Here is a 21214-nt window from a genome sequence, read left to right as displayed (position 1 = left end):
TGGGACTAGCGGGAGGAGCCGGCGCCATGGACATTGATTTCGATCAGCCGATCTTCGTGATCTCGGTGGCGGCTGAGCTGGCGGACATGCACCCGCAGACGTTGCGGCAGTATGACCGCCTGGGCATCGTCTCGCCCAGCCGCGCGCCCGGAAAGTCCCGGCGGTACTCCCAGCGTGACGTCAACGTGCTCCGCGAGGTGCAGCGGCTCTCGCATGAAGGGGTGTCGCTGGAGGGCATCAAACGGATCCTCCAGCTGGAGAACCAGGTGGCCGCGCTGCAGCGCCGGGTGACTGAACTGACCGAGCAGCTGAGCAGCCGCCGCAGCCCGCTGGATTCGCGCATCTTCGCGGCCGGAGCAGCGGGCGACGTCGTGAGCCTGGCACGAGGCCAGCGTCCCCGCGCCCGCTCCCAGGCCGTGGTGGTGTGGCGGCCCCGGCCCACGGAGTGAACCCTACTTCCTTGACAGGCGTAGCCTGCCGGAACAGAGTGAATGGTCAAGCCCGTTCACTGCCCCGGAAGGAACGCCCTCATGGCCTTTGTGTCTGTCGGAAACGAAAACAGCACCACCGTTGAGCTTTACTACGAGGACCACGGACAGGGACAGCCGGTGGTCCTCATCCACGGATACCCCCTGGACGGCGCATCGTGGGAACGGCAGACCAGTGTGCTGCTGGAGGCAGGCTACCGGGTCATCACCTACGACCGCCGCGGCTTCGGCAAGTCCAGCCAGCCCACGGAGGGCTACGACTACGACACCTTTGCTGCCGACCTCAACACCCTGCTCACCGAACTTGATCTCACGGACGCCGTGCTGGTGGGCTTCTCGATGGGCACCGGCGAGGTGGCCCGCTACCTCAGCACCTACGGCTCGGAGCGGGTTTCCAAGGCAGTGTTCCTGGGTTCCCTCGAGCCTTTCCTGCTGAAGACGGAAGACAACCCCGACGGCGTCCCGCAGGACGTGTTCGACGGCCTGCTCAGCGCAGTGAAGGAAGACCGCTACGCGTTCTTCACGGAGTTCTTCAAGAACTTCTTCAACACCGACGACACCCTGGGCAGCCGCCTCAGCGAAGAAGCCCTGCGGGCCAGCTGGGCCACCGCCAGCAAGTCCTCCGCCCATGCCTCCGTGTTTGCCCAGCCCACCTGGCTGACGGACTTCCGCGCGGACATCCCCAAGATCGATGTTCCTGCCCTCATCGTGCACGGAACGGCGGACAACATCCTGCCCATCGACGTCACCGGCCGCCGTTTCAAGGACGCGCTGCCCGCCGCGGACTACGTGGAGATCGAGGGTGCTCCGCACGGCATGCTGTGGACCCACGCGAAGGAAATCAACCAGGCCCTCCTTGCCTTCCTGAAGAAGTAGCCGGGGAGAAGAAGTACCTGGAGTTGCACGCCGCTAGGCGGTTGCGGCGCTGACCCTCAGCTGCATCAGGACCAGGTCGATCAGCGGCGTGTCCGCCCCGAGGATTCGTGCCCGGCGGGTGAAGTCGCCCAGCAGGTGTTCTGTCTCGCCGGGGCGGCCGGCAACAACGTCTCGGTAGAGGGACGACGTGAAGGTTGATCCGGGCTGCGTCAGCATGTCCACGGACAGCTGATGTTCGTGGTCAGGCACCGGGTAGCCGGCCGCAACCGCGACGGCGCCGGCTTCGGCCAGCACCGAGTGCACGAAGTCCGTGCCGCCGGGTACCGCGACGATGGCGCCCACGGGTCCGCGCATCAGGCAGGTCACGGTTCCGGCGGACACGATGAATGCCCACTTGTGCCACATGGAGGCCAGGGCGTCCGCGGTGGCCGAAGCCTTGAAGCCAGGCACCGTCAGGGTTTCAACGGCCCGCAGGACGCGGTCGCTCGGCGGGCCGGACTGTTCCCCGACCGTGAGTGTGGCCAGCGGATTCATCTGCAGGATGTCGCCGTCCTCGGTGAGGGTGGTGACCACCTTGACGATCCCGCCCAGCACCCGCTCGGCGCCGAAGGCCGCTTCGAGAGCGTCCATGTGGGCCATGCCGTTGAGGAACGGGATGACCACCGTTTCCGGCCCCACTACCGGCGCGAGGTCTGCCAGCGCCTGGGGGAGTGCAGCGGCCTTGACCGTCACCAGCACCAGGTCGTACGGACCGTGCAGCTCAGGCGCCGTGACCAGCGCCGGTTCCATGACGTCTTCGCGGCCCAGGCCCGTGATGCGAAGGCCGCGCTGGCGTAGTGCGGCTGCCCGTCCTTCCCGCACCAGGAACGTCACGTCCCGGCCGCCCTGCGCCAGGCGGCCGCCGAAGTAACCGCCGGTTGCTCCGGCTCCGACAACCAGGATTCTTTGTGCGTTCTGCTGGCCGCTCATGCTGCTCCTCGGGGGGTTTGTGTCGCCGCCAATACCAAAATGACGGCGGGAAAGTTTCCTTCAGGTTAACTTTGCCACCCGCACTTTCCGCTATTTTGTCAGCGAACTTACCGTTTCCGGGCTTCGTATCCAATGCGGACGCCCGGTCCGAAATCGTGCGGAAACGAACCATCATGCGTGTTGAAACAATTCGCTCCTAGATTGAGCCGCAGGGGGCCTGTCAGGACCCTGGAGACCAGCCGCTGCCGCGAGGCAGCGCGGAGCGAGAAGCAGGTAAACATGAGGGTTTCAGTAACGAAGCGCGCTTTGATCCCCCTGGCCGCGGCGGCAATGGCAACGGCCCTGGCCGGCTGCGGAAGCCAGATTTCGGATCCGGCGTCCGCCAATTCCACCGCCAGCAGCGGCAGCTCTTGCGTCGACACGTCAGGCAGTAGCGTCAAAGTCGGATTCATCAACTCGCTCTCCGGCACCATGGCCATTAGCGAGAACACCGTCTTTGATTCCCTGAGCCTGGCAGCCGAGGAAATCAACGCCGCCGGCGGAGTCATGGGCAAACAGCTGCAGGTGATCAGCGAGGACGGCGCCAGTGAACCCACCAAGTTCGCCGAACGCGCCGGGAAGCTGATCCAGCAGGACTGCACGGCCGCGGTGTTCGGCGGCTGGACCTCCTCCAGCCGCAAGGCCATGCTCCCGGTTTTCGAAGCCAACGACGCCCTGCTGTTCTACCCGGTGCAGTACGAAGGCCTCGAGGCGTCCAAGAACATCTTCTACACGGGCGCCACCACCAACCAGCAGATCATCCCCGCCCTGGACTACCTGGCCGAGCAGGGCACCAAATCCATCTTCCTGGTGGGCAGCGACTACGTCTTCCCGAGGACGGCCAACAAGATCATCCAGGCCTACGCCAAAGCCCACGGCATGGAGGTCCTTGGCGAGGAATATGCCCCGCTCGGGTCCACGGAGTTCTCCACCATCGTGAACAAGGTGCGCGACTCGAAGGCCGACGCCGTCTTCAACACCCTCAACGGCGACAGCAACGTGGCCTTCTTCCGCCAGTACAAGAGCGTTGGCCTGACCGCTGCATCCATGCCGGTGGTCTCGGTATCCATCGCCGAAGAGGAAGTTCCCGGCGTGGGACTGGAAAACGTGGAAGGCCAGCTCACGGCCTGGGACTACTACCAGACCCTTGACACCCCGGCGAACAAGAAGTTCGTCGCGGCGTTCAAGGCGAAGTTCGGTGCCGACCGCGTCACCAGCGACCCCATGGAAGCGGCGTACACCTCGCTGTTCCTGTGGAAGGCCATGGTGGAGAAAGCCGGTTCCTTCGAAGTGGACAAGGTCCAGGCAGCCGCGGGCGGAGTGACGTTCGAGGCGCCTGAGGGCACTGTCACGGTGGACGGCGAGAACAACCACATCACCAAGACTCCCCGGATCGGAAAGATCAACTCCGAAGGCCTGATCGAAACGGTCTGGTCCTCGCCGAAGGCCGTGGAGCCCGATCCGTTCCTGGCCAGCTACGACTGGGCCAAGGACCTGGCCAAGTAGCCGCTTCCACCGCCCCTGCAGAAACCCGGAGGAAAGGCCCGCTGGAATGGAACTGCTGATTGGACAGATGTTTGCCGGACTCAGTCTCGGCTCGGTGCTGCTGCTGGCCGCGCTGGGGTTGTCGCTGACTTTCGGCCAGATGGGGGTCATCAACATGGCCCATGGCGAGTTCATGATGGCCGGTGCGTACACGGCCTTCGTGGTGCAGCGGAGCATCTCCGATGCCGGCATCTCGCTGCTGGTTTCCATTCCAGTGGGCTTCCTGGTGGGCGGCCTGCTGGGGCTGGCGCTCGAAGCGGTGCTGCTGCGGCGGATGTACCACCGTCCGTTGGACACCCTGCTGGTCACGTTCGGGGTGGCGCTGATCCTGCAGCAGGCCGCCCGGGACATCTTCGGCGCCCCCAGTGTCGACGTCCGGGCCCCGGCCTGGCTCCAGGGCAACGTCGAACTGCTGGGAGCGCCCATCCCGCTCACCCGGCTCTTCATCCTGCTGCTCTCCCTGGTCTGCCTGGCAGGACTCGTCGCAGTCCTCAAGGGGACGCCGCTGGGCCGCCGCATCAGGGCGGTGGTCCTGAACCGGGACCTGGCCGAAACCAGCGGCATCTCCACCCGGCGCACGGACCAGCTGACGTTCTTCATCGGATCGGGCCTCGCCGGAGTGGCGGGCGTCGCCGTCACGCTGATCGGTTCCACCGGCCCGTACCTGGGCACGAACTACATCGTGGACGCCTTCCTGGTGGTGGTGGCCGGGGGAGTCGGCCAGATCAAGGGGGCAGTCATCGCGGCCTTTGCACTGGGCGTGCTCCAGTCCGTTTTTGAATTTTCGACGACGGCGAGCATCGGCAAGGTGCTGATCCTGGTGCTGATCGTGGTCTTCCTGCAGCTGCGGCCGCAGGGCATCTTCAGCCTCAAGACAAGGAGCCTGGCATGAGCACCTTCCTGCGGTCCCGGTGGGGCGTGCTGGCTGGCTTCGCCGTGGGAGCGGTGCTTCTGCTCGTGGCCGCACCGGCCGCGCTCTCCGTCTTCAACCTAGCCCTGCTGGGAAAGTTCATTTGCTTCGCGATCGTTGCAGTGGGGATCGGACTCGCCTGGGGGCGCGGCGGCATGCTCACCCTGGGGCAGGGGGTGTTCTTCGGGCTCGGCGCGTACATCATGGCCATGCACCTCAAGCTGGCGGACGCCTCCCTCTTCGGCGGGTCCGGCGTGCCGGACTTCATGTCGCTGTACGGCAGCGGCGAGGTCCCCGGGTGGTGGGAGCCGTTCCGGAGCCCGGTGGTGACCCTCCTCGCCGTCGTCCTCGTTCCGGGACTGGTGGCGCTCGTCCTGGGGCTTGCAGTCTTCAAACGGCGCGTCAAGGGAGCGTATTTCGCGATCCTCAGCCAGGCGCTGGCGGCGGCATTCGCCGTCTTCCTGATCGGCCAGCAGGCCACCACCGGTGGCTCCAACGGCCTCAGCGGCTTCCGGTCCTTCTTCGGGTTCGACCTGAAGGATCCGTCCAACAAGCTCATGCTGTATTCGATCGCCGCAGTGGTGCTGCTCCTGGCCCTGGCAGCTGCCCGGCAGCTCATGCACAGCCGGTTCGGCGAGCTCCTCGTCGCCGTCCGGGACCAGGAGGAGCGGGTCCGGTTCCTGGGGTATGACCCGGCAACCATCAAGACAGTGACCTATGTGATCGCAGCCGTCATGGCAGGGATCGCCGGCGCCTTGTTCGTGCCCATCGTGGGGATCATCTCGCCGGCCGACGTGGGCGTCATTCCGTCCATCGCCTTCCTGATCGGCGTGGCAATCGGCGGCAGGGCAACGCTGCTGGGACCGGTGCTGGGCGCCCTCAGCGTGGCCATCGCCCAGACCAGCCTGGCGTCCACCTTCCCGTCGTTCTGGGTCTACTTCCAAGGCCTGCTCTTCGTCCTGGTCATCGGGTTCATGCCCGGCGGGCTCGCTTCCTTGCCGCGGCTCGTCTCCCGGCTGAAGCAGCGCAACACGGAAAAGCGCAGCACTGCACCGGCGTCCGCACCGCAAGTGCCGGCCTCCGCTGCTCCAACCACAGCAACCACGGCAACCACCGTCCCGGAAGAGGCAAGCCGATGACCACCCCCACGCTGCTTCCCGACGGCGAACCCCGGGCCGGCGGGCTCCGCCACGGCCGGCCGAAGTACCTTGAGGTCCGCGGTCTCACAGTGGCCTTCGACGGCTTCGTGGCCGTGGACAACGTCAACCTCGATGTCGTCCAGGGCGACCTTCGGTTCCTGATCGGCCCCAACGGTGCCGGCAAGACCACCATCATCGATGCGATCACGGGGCTGGTTCCGGCCACGGGGTCCGTGAACCACACAGGCACTGAGATCCTGGGCCGGAAAGTGCACAAGATCGCACGGCTGGGCGTGGGCCGGACGTTCCAGACAGCGAGCGTCTTCGAGAACCTCTCGGTCCTGCAGAACCTGGATATTGCTGCCGGTCCGGGCAGGAAGGCCCGGGAACTGCTGAGGAGACGGAAGGGCGTGGATGCGGCCGTACAGGAAGCACTGGAAATCATCGGGCTGGAGCGGGCCGCCGACAAACAGGCCGGCACCCTGGCGCACGGGCAGAAGCAATGGCTGGAAATCGGCATGCTGCTGGTCCAGAACTCGGAGGTGTTGCTCCTGGACGAACCCATCGCCGGAATGAGCCAGGACGAGCGCGACGAGACCGGACAGCTGCTCCGTCGGATCGCAGCCAGCCGCATCACCCTGGTGATTGAACATGACATGGACTTCGTCCGGGAGTTCGCCACCTCGGTGACAGTCCTCGCGGCCGGGAAGGTCCTGAGCGAGGGCAGCGTGGCGCAGGTCCAGGCCGACAAGAAAGTGCAGGACGTCTACCTCGGCACTGCCGGAATGGAAGGGCACTGATGCTGGAAATCACGGACCTGCAGACCGGTTACGGGCGAACCCAAGTCATTTCCGGCGTGGATATCACCGTCCCCGACGGGTCGCTGGTTTCCCTGCTGGGCCACAACGGTGCCGGCAAAACTACGCTGCTGCGCGCCGTCGCCGGGCTCCTCAAGCCCACCCGCGGCACCATCACGCTGAACGGGGAGGACATCTCCGCCCTCCGGCCGCACCAGCGGGTGGCGCGGGGCATGGCCTATGTTCCGCAGGGGCAGCAGTCGTTCGGGCAGCTGACCGCCCTGGAGAATCTCCAGCTCGTGGCTGACGGCCGCCGGAACGGCAAGGAGCGCGTGGCCGAGGCGCTGGACATGTTTCCGGCGCTCAACCCGCTGCTGGCACGCCGTGCCGGCCTCCTGTCCGGCGGGCAGCGGCAACAGCTGGCCATCGCCCGGGCCCTCATCACCGAGCCCACGCTCCTCATCCTGGACGAGCCCACCGAGGGCATCCAGCCCAACGTGGTGGCCGAAATCCAGGAGACCATCATCAAGCTGTCCCGGCGCAGCGGCATGCGGGTCCTGCTGGTGGAACAGCACATCGGCTTCGCGCTGAACGCCGCCGACAGCTATTACGTGCTGGCCGCCGGACGGGTCAGTTCGCACGGCACGGGCGGTGCCGAATCCGCGGGCAAGGTGCGCGAAGCGATGCTGATCTGACCGGCCTGGCGTCGGACCGGGCTGGCGCAGGGCGACGGAGGGCGACGGGGCGCTAGCTTGAACGAGCGGCATCGCCCTGCGCGTTGCCCGGAGTCGTCGTCGGCCCTTGCCGCTCGAGCGTCTCCCCGAACGGGACATCTTCGCTGACGGCAACGGTGAACGTGGTGTGCCCCAGCCGCGTCACCAGGATGCCGCACCTGCCCTCCTCCATGGCATGCTGCCGCGCTTGCTCCACTGCGGCGCTTAGCTCCGTGTCGATGAGGCGGGGGTCCGTGGATTCGACGAAATAGGTTCGTCCGGCCTCGATGGTGCGGATCATCCTGCGCTTCCTGACTTTGGTTCCTCATTGGTTTTGATCGTTTTGGTTTCGATCATCGGGTTCCGCCCGGCGTCTGAGATCGCGCGAAAAATGCGCTCCTGCGACGCCAGTTCGATGCCCAGGGCGGTCGCAGCGATGTCCTCGAGGGCCTCGTGCATCCAGTCTGTGGCGGTCTTGTTGTCCGGGTGCGACGGGTCGGTGCGGGACGGGTCGGTGCGGGACGGGTCGGACCGGAGGAGCGAGTAGCGTGCCACTTTCGCCTTCAGCTCGGCGACGAGGTCTTCGATCTCCGCTAACAACGGGTCGTTCCACCGGTCGGAGTCCTGCGTGTTGAAATCCTGCACCACTTCGGGTCGCCCTGCGTCGGACGGGGTTCGGTTCAGGCGCAAATCGGGTTGCCTCCACTGGCTCGTTGCCATGGCAGCCCTGAGCAGCTCGCCGTGGTCCTGGCGTGCCACCTGCGTGAGCGAGACTTCGAGGAATGGGTTGCCGCGCATCGAGTGGACTCCTCTTGGATAGTTCGCCGACAAATGGCGCTACCAGGGTCCGGGGCAACTAGTTAATTGTATCCGGCGCCTCGAGACGTGAACAGGTGCCGCTGAACCTGCCGGTGCGGGGCCGCGCAACCGGGCAGGAGCAAACTGCAATTGGCTGTTGCCAACCGGTTGATCCGGGAGCGGGCATAAACTGTACAAACAGCAGTTGATGCATGGAAGGTGCCTTTCCGATGGTTTTAGCGACGTCCTTCCGTTTCCCGGATCCGGCTGTCGCCGCGCGGGGCCGTCATGGTTGAAAGTTCCTGTTCGATGGCTGAGGGGCTGGACGGCGGCCTCTGTACGGTGTTCCTGGAATCACTGCCCATTACCGGCGCCTCAATTTCCGTATTCTCCGGATTGGCACCGGAGACCATGGTGTGCGCCAGCAACCGGGTTTCGGCGCGGATTGACGAGCTCCAGTTCGACCTGGGTGAGGGGCCCCGCTGGGCTGCACTGGAGCGACGGCGGCCGGTGCTCCTTCCCGACGTGCGCGCGGGTTCGCATTCCGCCTGGCCCGTCTTTGCGAACGCCATACGGGACCTTGACGTGTCAGCCTTTTTCGTCTTCCCACTCGTGCTCGGTGCCATGGACATCGGGGTTGCGGAACTCTACTGCTCGGTGCCCGGTGCGCTCAGCCCCGCTGACCATTCGACGGCGCTGCAGCTCGCTGATGCCGCGACCTGGCAGCTGCTCCGGCAGCTCCTCACCCTGGCCCCGGCGGACGGCGCGGACGCACCGCAGGACGGCTCGCCGCTCTCCCGGCGCGAGGTGCATCAGGCGACGGGAATGGTCCTTGCCCAGACCGGGGCTTCCGCCACTGACGCACTGCTGCTACTGCGGGCGCACGCGTTCTCGCAGGGCCGCACGGTCCGCGAAGTGGCCCGTGACGTCGTCGCCAAGACCCTGGATTTCACGCCTGCCGACGGGGTGACCGGCCACCCATGACGTGCAGTAGAATCCCACTATGGCGATGATGAGCCGCGCCGGACGCGTGAGTGCCGCTTTCGTCAAGATAGCGGACACGCTGGTGGCGGACTACGACGTTTTCGACCTCCTGCACACCCTGGTGGACGAATCTGTAGGAATACTCGACGCCGCCGCAGCCGGGCTGGTACTCGTTGACCCGGGCGGCGACCTCCAAGTGATGGCTTCCACGAGCGAGGCAAGCCAGCTTGTGGAGGTTCTCCAACTCGAGGCTGGCGAGGGCCCGTGCGTGGACTGCTACCGCACCGGCGCCGTTGTAGCTATTGACGACATTGTCACGGACGGGTCCCGGTGGCCGCTGTTCCAGGCTTCCGCGCTGGCCCAGGGTTTCCGCTCCCTGCACGCCGTTCCGATGCGCCTGCGCAGCCGGACCATCGGTGCCCTGAACCTTTTCGGCCGCGAGGCCGGTCGGCTCAGCGCGGATGATGCTGCCATTGCGCAGGCATTTGCCGACGTCGCCACCATTACCCTGCTGCAGGAGCGTGCGGCCAGGGAAAACGCATTAATCAACGAACAGCTGCAGCGCGCGTTGAACAGCCGCATCCAGATTGAACAGGCGAAGGGTGTCATCTCGCACACGGCCAACGTGGACATGAACCGGGCCTTCTCGATGCTGCGCGATTATGCCCGTGCCCACAACGAGACCATTTACGATACGGCCGCCAAAGTCATAGACCGCACGATCACCATCTGACGGGCCGGTCCGCGCCGGTCCGGGCAGATCCGCAAGTCCGGAATGGTTGGCCGGTCCGAACTGACTACCTAGGCGCGTGCCCCGGGGTCGGCGAGCAGAATTAGAGTACTCACTACTCGTGACGGACCGGAGCGGCAGCGGCTTGAATAGAGCCCAGCTGGGTCTCACAGCTGTGGTCTCTGGTCTCTGGGGGTTTCCTATGTGTGTGTTCTGCAATGCCAAAGTGTCCCTGCCGCGCCCTGCGACACCGGGCGGCGTCTGATGAGCGCGGGAATGGAATCCGTAGCCATGTTCGCCGGCTCGCTTGCGGGCCTGGTGATCCTGTCCCTGGGGCAGGCCATGGTGGTGGCCTGCCTCTGCTTCGACATGGTCCGTGCCACGTCCGTGCCCAGGTCCCACCGGCGCTACGTGGCCAGCACCGTCTTCCGGACGCTGGCACTGCCGTCGGTCCTCGTCATGGGCATCAGCGTCCTGGTTGACGCAGTCTTCTGGTCCTGGCTGGATGCGGCCATGGGGGTCTTCGTGATGGTGATGATCATCTTCCGTCTGCACCACGACAAGGACGAGGACAACTGGTGGAAGGGCAAGGGCAAGAAACTCGCCCGCTGGGCCCGGACGCAGCTGTCCTCGGGAAGGTCCCTGGCCCCGGCCATGGGCTGACGGTTCGCCGGCCGCTGAACGTCAGTCGTTGAACAGGCCGGCCAGGTCTTCGGCCGTCAGGGAACCGCCGGAGAGCGCATCGCCTTCCATCACGTCCGCGAACAGCTGCGACTTCTTCGCCTTCAAGGCCATGACCTTTTCCTCGATGGTGTCCTTGGCAACCAGCCGGTAGACCATCACGTTGCGGGCCTGGCCGATCCGGTGGGTGCGGTCCACGGCCTGCGCCTCGGAAGCCGGGTTCCACCACGGATCCAGCAGGAACACGTAGTCCGCCTCGGTCAGGTTGAGGCCGAAGCCGCCGGCCTTGAGGCTGATCAGGAACACCGGGGCGGCGCCGTTCTTGAACTCGTTCACCACGTCCGTCCGGTTCCGGGTGCCGCCGTCGAGGTAGCAGAATTCGATCTTCTCCTCGACAAGCCGTTCCCGGACCTTGCCCAGGAAGCCGGTGAACTGGCTGAAGATCAAGGCCCGGTGCCCCTCGGCAACCAGGTCCTCCAGCTGCTCGAACAGCACGTCCAGCTTGCTTGACCGCACGCCGGACAGGGACGGGTCCACCAGGGATGCGTCCAGGCTGAGCTGACGCAGCAGGGTGAGCGACTGGAAGATGGTGAAGCGGTTCTTGTTGACGTCTTCGATGAGGCCCAGGATCTTTTGGCGCTCGCGCTGCAGATGCGTCTGGTACACCTTCTGGTGCCGCGGATTCAGCACCACCTCCAGGATCTGCTCCTGCTTTGGCGGCAGGTCGTGGATGACCTGCTCCTTGGTGCGGCGCATCATGAGCGGACGGACCCGACGGCGGAGCTTGTCCAGCTGTCCCTTGTCACCGTTCTTTTCCACAGGCTTCTGGTAGTACTCGGCGAACCGGCTGGGGCTCGCGAAGAGGCCGGGGGCCACAATCGAAGTGAGAGCCCAGAACTCCATCAGGTTGTTCTCCAGCGGTGTTCCGGTGATGGCCAGCTTGAACGCGGCCGGCAGCTTGCGGGCGCACTGGTACGCCTTGGACTGGTGGTTCTTCACGAACTGGGCCTCGTCCAGTACCAGGGCGGCCCACTCCCGTGACGCATACGCCTCGTAGTCGATCCGGAAGAGGGCGTAGGACGTAATCACGATGTCCGCGCCGGCCATCGCCTCGGCCGGGTCCACTCCGTTCTTGGCGAACGTTTCGCCGATGGCGCGGACGGTGAGCCCCGGAGCGAACCGCGCGGTTTCGGCCTCCCAGTTACCCACCACACTGGTGGGCGCCACTACCAGGAAGGGTGCGGAGCCGGGGGCAGCGCCCGGTGCGCCGGCGCCATCGAGCAGTCCCTCCGCGGCTTCCTTCGCAGCGCAGACCAGGGCCAACGCCTGGACGGTCTTGCCCAGGCCCATGTCGTCCGCCAGCACCCCGCCGAGCCCATGCTTGTAGAGGAAGCTGAGCCAGTTGAAGCCTTCCAGCTGGTACGGGCGCAGCTCCGCATTCAGAGTGGCCGGAAGGGGCAGTCCCTTGATGCCGCCCTCCAGCAGCCCGCCCACGGCTTCGCGCCACGCGGAAGCCTGCTGGTCCACGATGCCGAGGTGAGCGAGCTCGTCCCAGAGCCCGGCCTGGAACCGGCTGATCTGCAGCGGCGCGTCCTTGTTGTCCTGCAGGGAACGCGCCTCATCAATGAGTGCACGCAGCTGATGCAGTTCGGGCAGGTCCAGGGAGAAGTACGCGCCGCTGGGCAGGAGCATCCGGGTTTCGCCGGCCGCGAGCGCGGAGAACAGTGCAGCGAAGGAAACCGGCTGGCCCTCAAGCGTGATCACAATGCCGAGGTCGAACCAGTCGCGCTGGTCCGTGGCCTTCGTGGAGATGGCCACCACGGGCGCTTCTTCGGCCTCGCGGTAGTCGGCGATGTCTCCCGCGGTGTCCACCACCACGTCCGGGGTGTTGCGGAGCCGGGGGAGCACCTCCTCCGTGAAGGCCAGGGTATCCAGCCCGCCCAGCTCCACCGACGGCGCCAGCCGCGGGGTTCCCCAGCCGCCCGTAGCGGATTCGCCCAGCTTGGGGACCACTTCCCAGGGCTGGCCCACAGCCTCGAGGATGCGGGCCTCCGCAGGATCGTCCCGGTAACCGTGGTCGCCCGGGTGCCGCCACAGCGGCTGTGCCGTGACCAGGTTCCCGGACGTGTAATGCCACTCCCAGTGCAGCCGCACCTTATGGTCGCTGCCGTAGTTGGCCAGGAGGGACAACGTGGGAACGGCCAGCGAGGGCAGTTCCACGGACTCATCCGACGCCGTGACCCGGGCAGCCTGCTTGAGCTTGGGATAGAAGCCGGTGAGGAAGCGGGTCTCGTCCCGGGCCGGAATGTGAAGGGTGCTGCCGGCCGTGACGAACGTCAGGAGTTCTTCGCTGAGGCCGGTTTCCAGGGGAGCAAGGGTGATGATCGATCCGCTGCCCACGCCCGGAAGGGCATCCGCCCCGGATGTCAGGAAGATCCCGTGAGCCGGCCGGCCGATCGTCCCCACGGACGCCGGATCAACCACTTCCCCCTCAACGGTGATGGTGGGAGCCAGCGTCAGCCCGCCGTCGTCGGACGTTTTGCTGTTTTCGACGGCGGTACCGGCGGCGGTACCGCCGCCCGCGCCCCCGCCGGAAGTACCGAAACGGGTCAGGTTAAGGCCGACGGCGGCCGGTTCCTCCACGAACCGCACGGGCTCCTGGCTGCCGGTGTGGACCAGCGCGACGCCGATCTTCCGGGCCTGGGCGAGCAGGCTCCACAGGTTCTTCCCGGCATAGGTGTTCAGTCCCAGCCAGGGCGCGGTGGAATTGTGCTGGCGGTTGGCGAGAGCGGTGTGGGACGCGAGGAATTCCTGCATCCACTCCACATGGGCTTCGTTGCATTCGCGCCGGTAGTTGAGGTAGCTGAGGGTGTTCCAGGAGACGTCGCCGCGGATCCACTTGCCCTTGGCGCCCATGATCACCGGGCGGGCCTTGAGCTGCCGGACACTGCGGAGCGGATCGCGCCGGCCGGTGTAGGAGAAGTGCGGTGCCGGCTCTTCGATGTCGAACTGCAGGGCCAGCGGGATGCCGTTGGTGGACGGGGTGATTCCCGGCCGGGCAATGAGCGGTCCCAGGGCTTGTTCCCAGTCCGGCATCTCCTGCACGAGTGGCTCACGGGACAGCCGGGTGGATTCAGCCGGGGCCAGGAGCTGGACGCGGGTGGCCGGATTGTCCTCGGCCGCGAACAGCAGCGCGGCCACGTGCTTGCAGTCCTTCCGCACGGGGCAGCTGCAGACGCCGACGGTGCAGCTCCAGCCGCCGGCCTTGCGGACCAGCTTCGCGGTGGTTGAATACGGCGCGTCCGACCCGCCGCGGACCTTGCCGAGCATCAGGCCGGTGGCGGCATCAAAGGAGATCCCCGAAACCCGGCTGCCCATGGCGTAGGCGAGTCCGGCCGCGAGGGAGCGGTCGTTGATCGCGGGGGTCTGTATTGCCAGTGCCGCACTCTCGTCCGGTTGGGATGGCATGGTGCGCGCTACTTTCAGCAGGTCAAAAATCTGCAGGTTATCTGATCCATCTTAGCGAGCCGGGAGGGGCCCTGAAACTTCGCCCAACGTTCAACTCCGCCTCAACCCGCAGACCGGTGCGCCGCGTAGCGTGAAAGGGTCCCAAGCACCACCCGCTTTCAGCAGTGAGGATTTCCCATGAGCACCGGTCAGCCCGCCAGCAAGCACCCCGTCGTCCTGGCAATCGAAAGCACCGAAACGGCCAACGAAGACGTTGTCGACTCCAACGTGACCGTGGTCAACGCCATGTACGCGGAGCTCCTCGACGCCCCGGAAATCGCGCCCAACGCACTCCGCAGCTACTACGTCGACTTCTACCTCACCCAGGCGCTGGCCGGCGGCTTCGCGCAGTACGTCTTCACGGTGCCGGAGCGCGACGAGATTGACGCCTACGTGCGCGAAGGCCTGGAAGGAATGGGCGCCACCGCCCACCTGGCGCTGTTCAACCGCACCGCCGCGGCCTTTGACGCGCTCAGCGAGGACGACGCCGACGCGTATCTGGACGGGGATACGGAAAGCTTCGGCGAAGCCGACGGCGGGACAACCTCCCCGGAAGCAGTCAGGGAGCTCGAAGAGCTCGACGAAGCATTCGAGTCGCTGCTGGAGACCGAGGACATCCTCGAGCTCAACGCCGCGTGGCTCCGCGGCCAGGAAGGCCTGCTGCTGCTGGACGACGAGCAGCTGGAGCTGCACATCGCCGAGCGTGTGGCCCAGATCCCCAACCTTGCGGAGCGCCAGGCCGAGGCCGCGGAGGAAGCCCTTGAGAACGCGCCGGAGTTTGAACTGATCATCCGCGAACTGTGTGACGTCGCGGGCCAGGAGCTCCAGAAAATCACCATGGGCGACCCCAACTACGAGCACAACGGTGAGACCGTCCTCGCCTGGCACTTCACCACGGACCAGGGCGATTTCATCATGGTGGAGGAGGACGACGAGGCCTACATGATCAGCCCTTCGACGAGGGAGATCGTGGCCGCGGTGGAGTTCGAAGAAGCCGACGCCTAAAGCCGCCGCCAAGGCCGTGCCAATGCCGTGCCAGGACTCCGGCGGGACCTCGGAGGCGCAAACCCTGTAAAATTGAGCGGAATCAGACCAACATGAACGCCGGCGCCGGCCAAAAACCGGCGCCGGCGTTTGTGCATCCCGATGATCGGTGGACATGTCTCTCAGGTTCCTTCCCAGCAAAATCACGCCACGGGCCCTGTGGGCCGCAGCGGCCGCCGCCTTGGCTCTCGTGCTGGTGGCCGTGGCCATCGTGGTGGGTGCGGGGCAGCAGCCGGCCCCTGCCGGCCCCGCCGCGGGGGCCCTTGCTGACGTTGCTGACGCCCAGGCGGAAGCCAAGAAGGACTCGGGACGATATGGCTCATTCTGGCTGGCCGGGGGAGACCGCAGCCTGGAGAACCTCGCGCGCCCGCTGCGGACCGACGGCGTCTCAGACCTCCGCGCCATCGACTGTGCCGACGGGTGGGTGGCCGCAGCCCGCGTGGGGCAGGCGGTGACGGTGCGGTCCAGCGAGCAGGACTCCGCGGTACTGGCAAAGGCAGCGCGCGCGGGCTCCGCGGATATTTCCCGGCCGGACTGCGTTACCCCGGAAGCCGTGGATGCGATGCTGGCCGACCTGGGAGCCGGGCCGGAACAGCCGGCGCCGGCGGAGTCCGCTTTCGCGCGTCCGGAGGGCGCCTCCGGCTACCGGCCCGGCTACCACATCACGCCCCGCGAGAACTGGATGAACGATCCCCAGCGGCCGTTCTTGCTGGACGGTCTCTGGCACTATTACTACCTCTACAACGCCGGCTACCCGGAGGAAAACGGCACCGAGTGGTACCACCTCACCAGCACCGACCTGGTGCATTGGAAAGACGAGGGGGTGGCCATTGAAAAGTACAAGAACGGCCTGGGCGACATCGAAACGGGCAGCGCCGTGGTGGATTACGAGAACTCCGCAGGGTTCGGGAAGGGCGCCGTCGTCGCCGTCATGACGCAGCAGGACGAGGGCATCCAGCGGCAGTCTCTCTTCTATTCCACCGACAAGGGCTATTCGTTCAAGCCCTACGACGGGAACCCTGTCATGGACAACCCGGGGGAGCAGCACTGGCGCGACCCGAAGATCATCCGCGATGAGGCGAACGACCAATGGGTGATGGCCCTGGCCGAGGGTGGGAAGATCGGGCTGTATGCCTCGGCCAACCTGAAGGAGTGGAACTACCTGTCGGGCTTTGAACGCAAGGGCCTGGGGATCCTTGAGTGCCCCGAACTCTTCCAGCTCGACGTCGACGGCGATCCCGCCAAACGGACCTGGGTGCTGGCCGCCAGCGCCAACGGGGCCGAGGAAGGAAGGGCCACCGGCGTCGCCTACTGGACCGGCAACTGGGACGGGACCCGGTTCGAGCCTTCGGACGACAAACACCAGTGGCTGGATGACGGCTCCGATTTCTACGCTGCCGTGACCTGGGACGACCCCCGGCTCACGGAGGGCCAGCGCATGGGATCCCGCCACAGCATTGCCTGGCTGAACAACTGGGCCTATGCGCGTAAACTGCCCACCCAAGACTGGCACGGCGGCGCTGACACCGTGGTGCGGGATATCCGGCTCAAGACCGTCTCCGGGAAGCCCACGCTCGTCTCCACTCCCACCAACGCCCTGAAGTCCCTCCAAGGTGAAACCGTGACGGCGGGGGAGCGGAAACTAACTCCTGACGGTGCGGCCAGCCTCCCCGAACAGGGCCTCCCCGACCAGGGCCTTCCCGCACCGGCGGGGGGAGCGTACCGCCTCGACCTCACGCTTGAACGCGCGGCGGGCGACGACGGCTCCGAAGCCCGGGTGGAGCTGCTGGCCGAAAACGGCGTCTTCGCCACCGTGGGCTATGACTTCGAATCGGAAGCGGCCTTCGTTTCCCGGGACGGCGCCGCCAAGGAAACCGCCGGACTCGCGCCCGACTACGGCGCGGTCCGCCGGACGGCATCCGCACCCCGTGACGGCAAGGTCGAGCTGACGGTCTATGTGGACCACAGCACCGTGGAAGTGTTCGTCAACGGCGGGGAGCGAACCCTTACGTCCCTCGTCTTTCCGTCCGGTGCTCCCACGGGCCTGAAGGCGCTGACCAAGGACGGGACACTGACGCTGAAGTCCTTCAGCTACACGCCGATGGCCGCCGCGTCCTGAGACGGCCGGGTCCTGACTCAGTCCTCGTCCTCCACGCTGATCCGGTACGAGGCGAGGAATGCGGCGATGCGGCGCACTGCTTCCTCGATGTCCTCGACTGACGGAAGGATGACAAAGCGGAAGTGGTCCGGCCTGGGCCAGTTGAACGCAGTACCGTGCGAGACCAGGATCTTCTGTTCACGCAGGAGGTCCAGGACGAACTGTTCGTCGCTCTTGAACGGGTAGAGTTCCGGGTCCAGGCGGGGAAACAGGTACATGGCGGCCGCCGCCGGGACACACGTGACACCGGGAATCGCGGTGAGCAGCTGGTGGGCGCGGTCCCGCTGCTCGCGCAGCCGGCCGCCGGGCCGGACCAGGGCCTCGATGCTCTGGTAGCCGCCGAGGCACGTCTGGATGGCATGCTGGGCGGGGACGTTGGGGCACAGGCGCAGGGAAGCCAGCAGCTCCAGGCCTTCCCGGTAGGCCTGGGTTGCCGCGAGCGGGCCGGTGACGGCTACCCATCCGGCGCGGTATCCGGGCATCCGGTAGGCCTTGGAGAGGCCGCTGAATGTCAGGACGCAGATGTCCTCCGCCACGGACGCGGTATGGATGTGCTGGGCCTTCTCGTACAGGATCTTCTCGTAGATCTCGTCCGAGAACAGCACCAGGTGGTGTTTGCGGGCCAGCGCCGCAAACTGCTCCAGGATATGCCGCGGGTAGACGGCGCCCGTGGGATTGTTCGGGTTGATGATCACGATTGCCCTGGTGCGCTTGGTGATCTTCGATTCGACGTCGGCCATGTCCGGCCACCAGTGCTCGTCCTCGTCGCACAGGTAGTGCACGGGCTTGCCGCCGGTCAGGGTGACGGCGGCTGTCCACAGCGGGTAATCGGGGGCCGGGATGAGGACCTCGTCGCCGTCTTCCATGAAGGCCTGGAGGCACATGGAAATAAGTTCGCTCACGCCGTTGCCGATGAAGATGTCCTCGACGCCGATCTGCATCAGGCCGCGGGTCTGGTAGTACTGCGAGATCGCCGTACGCGCGGAGAAGATGCCTTTGGAGTCGCTGTAGCCCTGCGCCCCGCGCAGGTGGTGGATCATGTCCACCACTACGGACTCGGGGGTCTCCAGTCCGAACGGCGCCGTGTCGCCAAGATTCATCTTGAGGATCCGGTGCCCTTCGGCTTCCATCTCCTTCGCCGCCTGGAGGATGGGCCCGCGGAGTTCATAGCGGACGTTCTGGAGTTTGCTGGAGTGCTGCATGGGACGCATGCTTGATCTTTTCACAGCGCGCGGCTTAGGGCACCGGCTGCGTACGGCGCGGGGTAGCGTCGCAATGCCGGTCCCGCCTCCAGGCGGTCTACACTGAGGTCAGCGCCCTTGAAGCAGCCCGGGGGATTCTTTTCTGTGCCGGGGGGACAGACAGATGAAACGTATCCAAGCAAGCGGCCCGACCGACATGAGGCAGCGGGCGGCAGCGCCAGGCAATGACAGGCCACCGGCGGATGCCGCATCGCCGGGCTGGGACGCGCTGCTCGCCGACTGGATCGACCGGTTCTTCGGCAGGCTCGGGGTCCGGGGCCGCGTGGTGATGAGCCAGCTGCCTCTGTCCGTTACCTTGTTCCTGGTTGTGGTGGCTGCTGCGATCTTCAGCCCGGCAACGCTGGCGGACGACACCTTCAGGATTGCCGTGCTGGCGCATGCCACGTTGTTCGGACTCTGCCTTGCCGTGCCATGGGGGAAGCTTCATCCCGAGGCGTTCACGCTGATACCGGTCCTTGACTGTGTGGCCATCGGCTTTACACGGCAAGCCGGCGGCCCCAGCTTCAACGTCCTGAGCCTGCTGCTGGTTTTCCCGGTGGTATGGCTGTCCGTGAGCCGGCACCGGCACCGGGTGGTCCTGGCAGTTCTCGGCACAGTACTTAGCACCGTCGTCCCGGCCGCCGCCTTGGAAGCTGACCCGTTGCAGGGTTCAATGATCCGGACAATCTTCCTGCCGCTGGTGATGGCGGCAATCGCCGTGACGGCCCACGTGGTTGCCGGTGCACTGTACCGGCAACGCGGGACCCTGGTCCGGAAGGACCGTGACCTGGCAGCAACCCTCGCCGAGAGCGTCCGGCGCCAGCGGCTGCTTGATGCCGTGCTTTCAACCGTCGATGTGGGCGTCTGGGTGGTGGACGCAAACGGTGAGGATGTGCTGACCAACAGGGCGATGCGGACCGACCCGTCGTTGGCCCGGCTGATCCCCGGCACCGGATCTCCCGAGCTTTTTTATGGCGACAGGACCACCCCGGTGCCGCCGGACGGATTCCCTGCCGTGAGGGCATCCCGCGGTGAGGCGTTCACCAATGAGCTGTACTGGGCCGGCGAGGACGCCGGGCAGCGGGCCTATTCCGTCAGCGGCCGCGCCATCCGGTCCATGGACGGGACCAACACCGGAGCCGTCGTCACCTTCGCCGAGGTGACAGCGCTGATCAACGCCCTCGCGGCCAAGGACAACTTCGTCGCTACGGTATCCCATGAGCTTCGCACGCCGCTGACGTCAATACTCGGTTACCTGGAACTGCTCATCGACGAACCAGGCCACGAGGACATCCAGGCCGAGCTGCGGATCGTGGAGCGGAACGCCGGCCACCTTCTGGGCCTCGTGAATGACCTGATTGCCGTCGCTTCCGAAGACGTGGAGCTCGTCCCGCAGGAGACGGACATCGCAGGCCTGCTCGCCGCCGCGGTGGCCGCCAACCACGAGAAGGCCGCACTCTGCGGAGCGGCCCTGGTGCTCGACGCGGAAGAACCGCTGACTGCCCGGGTGGACCCGGTCAGGATCCGGCAGGTGGTGGGCAATCTGATATCAAACGCGGTGAAGTACTCACCGGACGGCGGACGGATCACCGTCCGGGCCCGCAGGAACGGCAAGGCACTGGTCTGCTCCGTCAGCGACACGGGCATAGGCATGACGAAGGAAGATCAGGAACAGGCCTTTACCAAGTTTTTCCGATCCGCCAGATCCCGCGATACAGCCATTCCGGGAGCAGGCCTTGGCCTTCCCATCAGCAAGACCATCATCGAAGGACACGGCGGCTCGATCAGCCTCACCAGTGCCCCGGGGGAGGGCACAACGGTGTCCTTCGTTCTTCCGGCGGCCCAGACCTGACAGAGGCTCAGCTGTTCCGGCTCAGCTGTTCTGGTGGAGCGCTTCCGCGAGGAAGCCCAGGACGTCGTCGTCCACGTCCTCGGCTGACGTCAGCCGGACCTTTCGGTCAAAGAAATCGCCATCGCGCACTTTGACTGCGCTGAGCCGGCCCTCCGCCGGAGCGTCCAGCCGGAGCGTAAGGTCCACGCTGGTGTTGTTGGCCCGCGTGACCTGGGCGAACTTCCGCCGCGGCGAGTGGAGGGACACGTAGCCCTTCCTGAGCTGCATCTCCACGCCCTCCGTTTCGGCCGCCCAAGCCAGGAGAGCGTCCGCGATCGGCCGCAGTCCGGGGTGGCCGGCGTACTGGGCATCGATCAGTTCGTCGGCGTCGCGCAGCATGAATTCGGGGTAACCAAACATCTCCCAGGACACGGCATACTGCGCGTAACCGGTTATGCCGTGCCTGTCCCGCATCCAGTTGCGGAGCTCCGCATCATTCCGCAGCCCCGCCTCACGGCCCTGCGCAGCCCACCAGCCGGCATCGTGGCCGGACTTGCGCAGGAGCAGCGCACGGTTGCTGTCCGCCATGGTCTGCCAGGTTTTCGCAGCGTTCTTCAGATCGGTCGGCTTGCCCATGCCCTGATCCTAGCGCCGGTCCCGATTCGGCCGGCGGACATGCGTTCTCAAAAGAATTTGCGGGGCCGCGTAACTTTTCCGGAGCCCGGGGCGATGTAAGGGGAGTACGGACCAAGTCCGCACCGCTT

At 66.0% G+C, this 21214-nt stretch carries 19 protein-coding genes; 13 read left to right on the top strand and 6 right to left on the bottom strand.

The features are described 5' to 3' along the window. Positions 1 to 26 precede the first annotated feature (26 nt). Together ASF98_RS21940 and ASF98_RS21935 are read left to right on the top strand one after the other, a co-directional pair. Entirely contained in the window at positions 27 to 449 is a 423-nt protein-coding gene (locus tag ASF98_RS21940) for a heat shock protein transcriptional repressor HspR (protein ID WP_055806872.1), read from the top strand. Between the two features lie 81 nt (positions 450 to 530). After that, positions 531 to 1364: an alpha/beta fold hydrolase gene (locus ASF98_RS21935; RefSeq protein WP_055806869.1), complete on the top strand. Its 834-nt coding sequence runs from the start codon at positions 531 to 533 to the stop codon at positions 1362 to 1364. A gap of 33 nt (positions 1365 to 1397) precedes the next feature. On the opposite strand, the gene ASF98_RS21930 is transcribed toward ASF98_RS21935, so the two are convergent. Then, positions 1398 to 2333, bottom strand: a complete 936-nt coding sequence (locus ASF98_RS21930) for a ketopantoate reductase family protein (protein ID WP_055806867.1) — start codon at positions 2331 to 2333, stop codon at positions 1398 to 1400. 279 nt (positions 2334 to 2612) lie between these two features. Between ASF98_RS21930 and urtA the strand changes: the two genes are divergently transcribed. The 5 genes from urtA to urtE are packed head-to-tail and all read left to right on the top strand — an operon-like array spanning position 2613 to position 7458. Next, positions 2613 to 3878, top strand: coding sequence for an urea ABC transporter substrate-binding protein (gene urtA / locus ASF98_RS21925; RefSeq protein ID WP_055806864.1), 1266 nt, complete (start codon positions 2613 to 2615; stop codon positions 3876 to 3878). A 46-nt stretch (positions 3879 to 3924) separates the two neighbouring features. Then, a complete protein-coding gene (gene urtB / locus ASF98_RS21920) occupies positions 3925 to 4809 on the top strand; it encodes an urea ABC transporter permease subunit UrtB (protein WP_055806861.1) in 885 nt (294 codons plus the stop codon). Next, complete coding sequence (gene urtC, locus ASF98_RS21915; protein WP_082507006.1) at positions 4806 to 5966, top strand: urea ABC transporter permease subunit UrtC; 1161 nt, start codon at positions 4806 to 4808, stop codon at positions 5964 to 5966. Before urtB ends, urtC begins: the two co-directional genes overlap by 4 nt. Next, on the top strand, positions 5963 to 6766 hold the full coding sequence (gene urtD / locus ASF98_RS21910) for an urea ABC transporter ATP-binding protein UrtD (RefSeq protein ID WP_055806858.1): 804 nt from the start codon (positions 5963 to 5965) through the stop codon (positions 6764 to 6766). The genes urtC and urtD overlap by 4 nt, the downstream gene beginning before the upstream one ends. Next, a complete protein-coding gene (gene urtE / locus ASF98_RS21905; protein WP_055806856.1) occupies positions 6766 to 7458 on the top strand; it encodes an urea ABC transporter ATP-binding subunit UrtE in 693 nt (230 codons plus the stop codon). Before urtD ends, urtE begins: the two co-directional genes overlap by 1 nt. A gap of 52 nt (positions 7459 to 7510) precedes the next feature. Here the strand turns inward: urtE and ASF98_RS21900 are convergent, their stop codons facing one another. Together ASF98_RS21900 and ASF98_RS21895 are read right to left on the bottom strand one after the other, a co-directional pair. Then, entirely contained in the window at positions 7511 to 7777 is a 267-nt protein-coding gene (locus ASF98_RS21900) for a hypothetical protein (protein WP_055806853.1), read from the bottom strand. Then, complete coding sequence (locus ASF98_RS21895) at positions 7774 to 8274, bottom strand: hypothetical protein (RefSeq protein ID WP_055806850.1); 501 nt, start codon at positions 8272 to 8274, stop codon at positions 7774 to 7776. Before ASF98_RS21895 ends, ASF98_RS21900 begins: the two co-directional genes overlap by 4 nt. Before the next feature lie 309 nt (positions 8275 to 8583). Between ASF98_RS21895 and ASF98_RS21890 the strand changes: the two genes are divergently transcribed. From ASF98_RS21890 to ASF98_RS21880, 3 genes are all read left to right on the top strand, one after another. Then, positions 8584 to 9258, top strand: a complete 675-nt coding sequence (locus tag ASF98_RS21890; protein ID WP_235506125.1) for a GAF and ANTAR domain-containing protein — start codon at positions 8584 to 8586, stop codon at positions 9256 to 9258. A gap of 19 nt (positions 9259 to 9277) precedes the next feature. After that, complete coding sequence (locus ASF98_RS21885; protein WP_055806845.1) at positions 9278 to 9991, top strand: GAF and ANTAR domain-containing protein; 714 nt, start codon at positions 9278 to 9280, stop codon at positions 9989 to 9991. 273 nt (positions 9992 to 10264) lie between these two features. Next, a complete protein-coding gene (locus ASF98_RS21880) occupies positions 10265 to 10651 on the top strand; it encodes a hypothetical protein (protein WP_055806842.1) in 387 nt (128 codons plus the stop codon). A 21-nt stretch (positions 10652 to 10672) separates the two neighbouring features. Here the strand turns inward: ASF98_RS21880 and ASF98_RS21875 are convergent, their stop codons facing one another. Beyond that, on the bottom strand, positions 10673 to 14137 hold the full coding sequence (locus ASF98_RS21875; RefSeq protein WP_055806839.1) for a DEAD/DEAH box helicase: 3465 nt from the start codon (positions 14135 to 14137) through the stop codon (positions 10673 to 10675). 177 nt (positions 14138 to 14314) lie between these two features. On the opposite strand from ASF98_RS21875, the gene ASF98_RS21870 reads away from it, so the two are divergent. Then, positions 14315 to 15181 carry a DMP19 family protein gene (locus tag ASF98_RS21870; protein ID WP_055806836.1) on the top strand — a complete coding sequence of 289 codons (867 nt, stop codon included), beginning with the start codon at positions 14315 to 14317 and terminating at the stop codon, positions 15179 to 15181. A 154-nt stretch (positions 15182 to 15335) separates the two neighbouring features. After that, the gene (locus tag ASF98_RS21865) at positions 15336 to 17339 is read left to right on the top strand and encodes a glycoside hydrolase family 32 protein (RefSeq protein ID WP_055806833.1); all 2004 of its coding nucleotides are present in this window, start codon (positions 15336 to 15338) and stop codon (positions 17337 to 17339) included. A 17-nt stretch (positions 17340 to 17356) separates the two neighbouring features. On the opposite strand, the gene ASF98_RS21860 is transcribed toward ASF98_RS21865, so the two are convergent. Continuing rightward, entirely contained in the window at positions 17357 to 18589 is a 1233-nt protein-coding gene (locus tag ASF98_RS21860) for a pyridoxal phosphate-dependent aminotransferase (protein ID WP_055806830.1), read from the bottom strand. Between the two features lie 154 nt (positions 18590 to 18743). On the opposite strand from ASF98_RS21860, the gene ASF98_RS21855 reads away from it, so the two are divergent. Further along, a complete protein-coding gene (locus tag ASF98_RS21855; protein ID WP_082507005.1) occupies positions 18744 to 20471 on the top strand; it encodes a sensor histidine kinase in 1728 nt (575 codons plus the stop codon). Between the two features lie 21 nt (positions 20472 to 20492). On the opposite strand, the gene ASF98_RS21850 is transcribed toward ASF98_RS21855, so the two are convergent. Beyond that, on the bottom strand, positions 20493 to 21086 hold the full coding sequence (locus ASF98_RS21850; protein WP_235506124.1) for a DUF5655 domain-containing protein: 594 nt from the start codon (positions 21084 to 21086) through the stop codon (positions 20493 to 20495). Positions 21087 to 21214 lie beyond the last annotated feature (128 nt).

Source organism: Arthrobacter sp. Leaf337 (genome assembly GCF_001423745.1).
GTDB lineage: Bacteria > Actinomycetota > Actinomycetes > Actinomycetales > Micrococcaceae > Arthrobacter.
The sequence above is the reverse complement of the archived record's forward strand: the minus strand, read 5'-3'. Positions and strand labels throughout refer to the sequence as shown.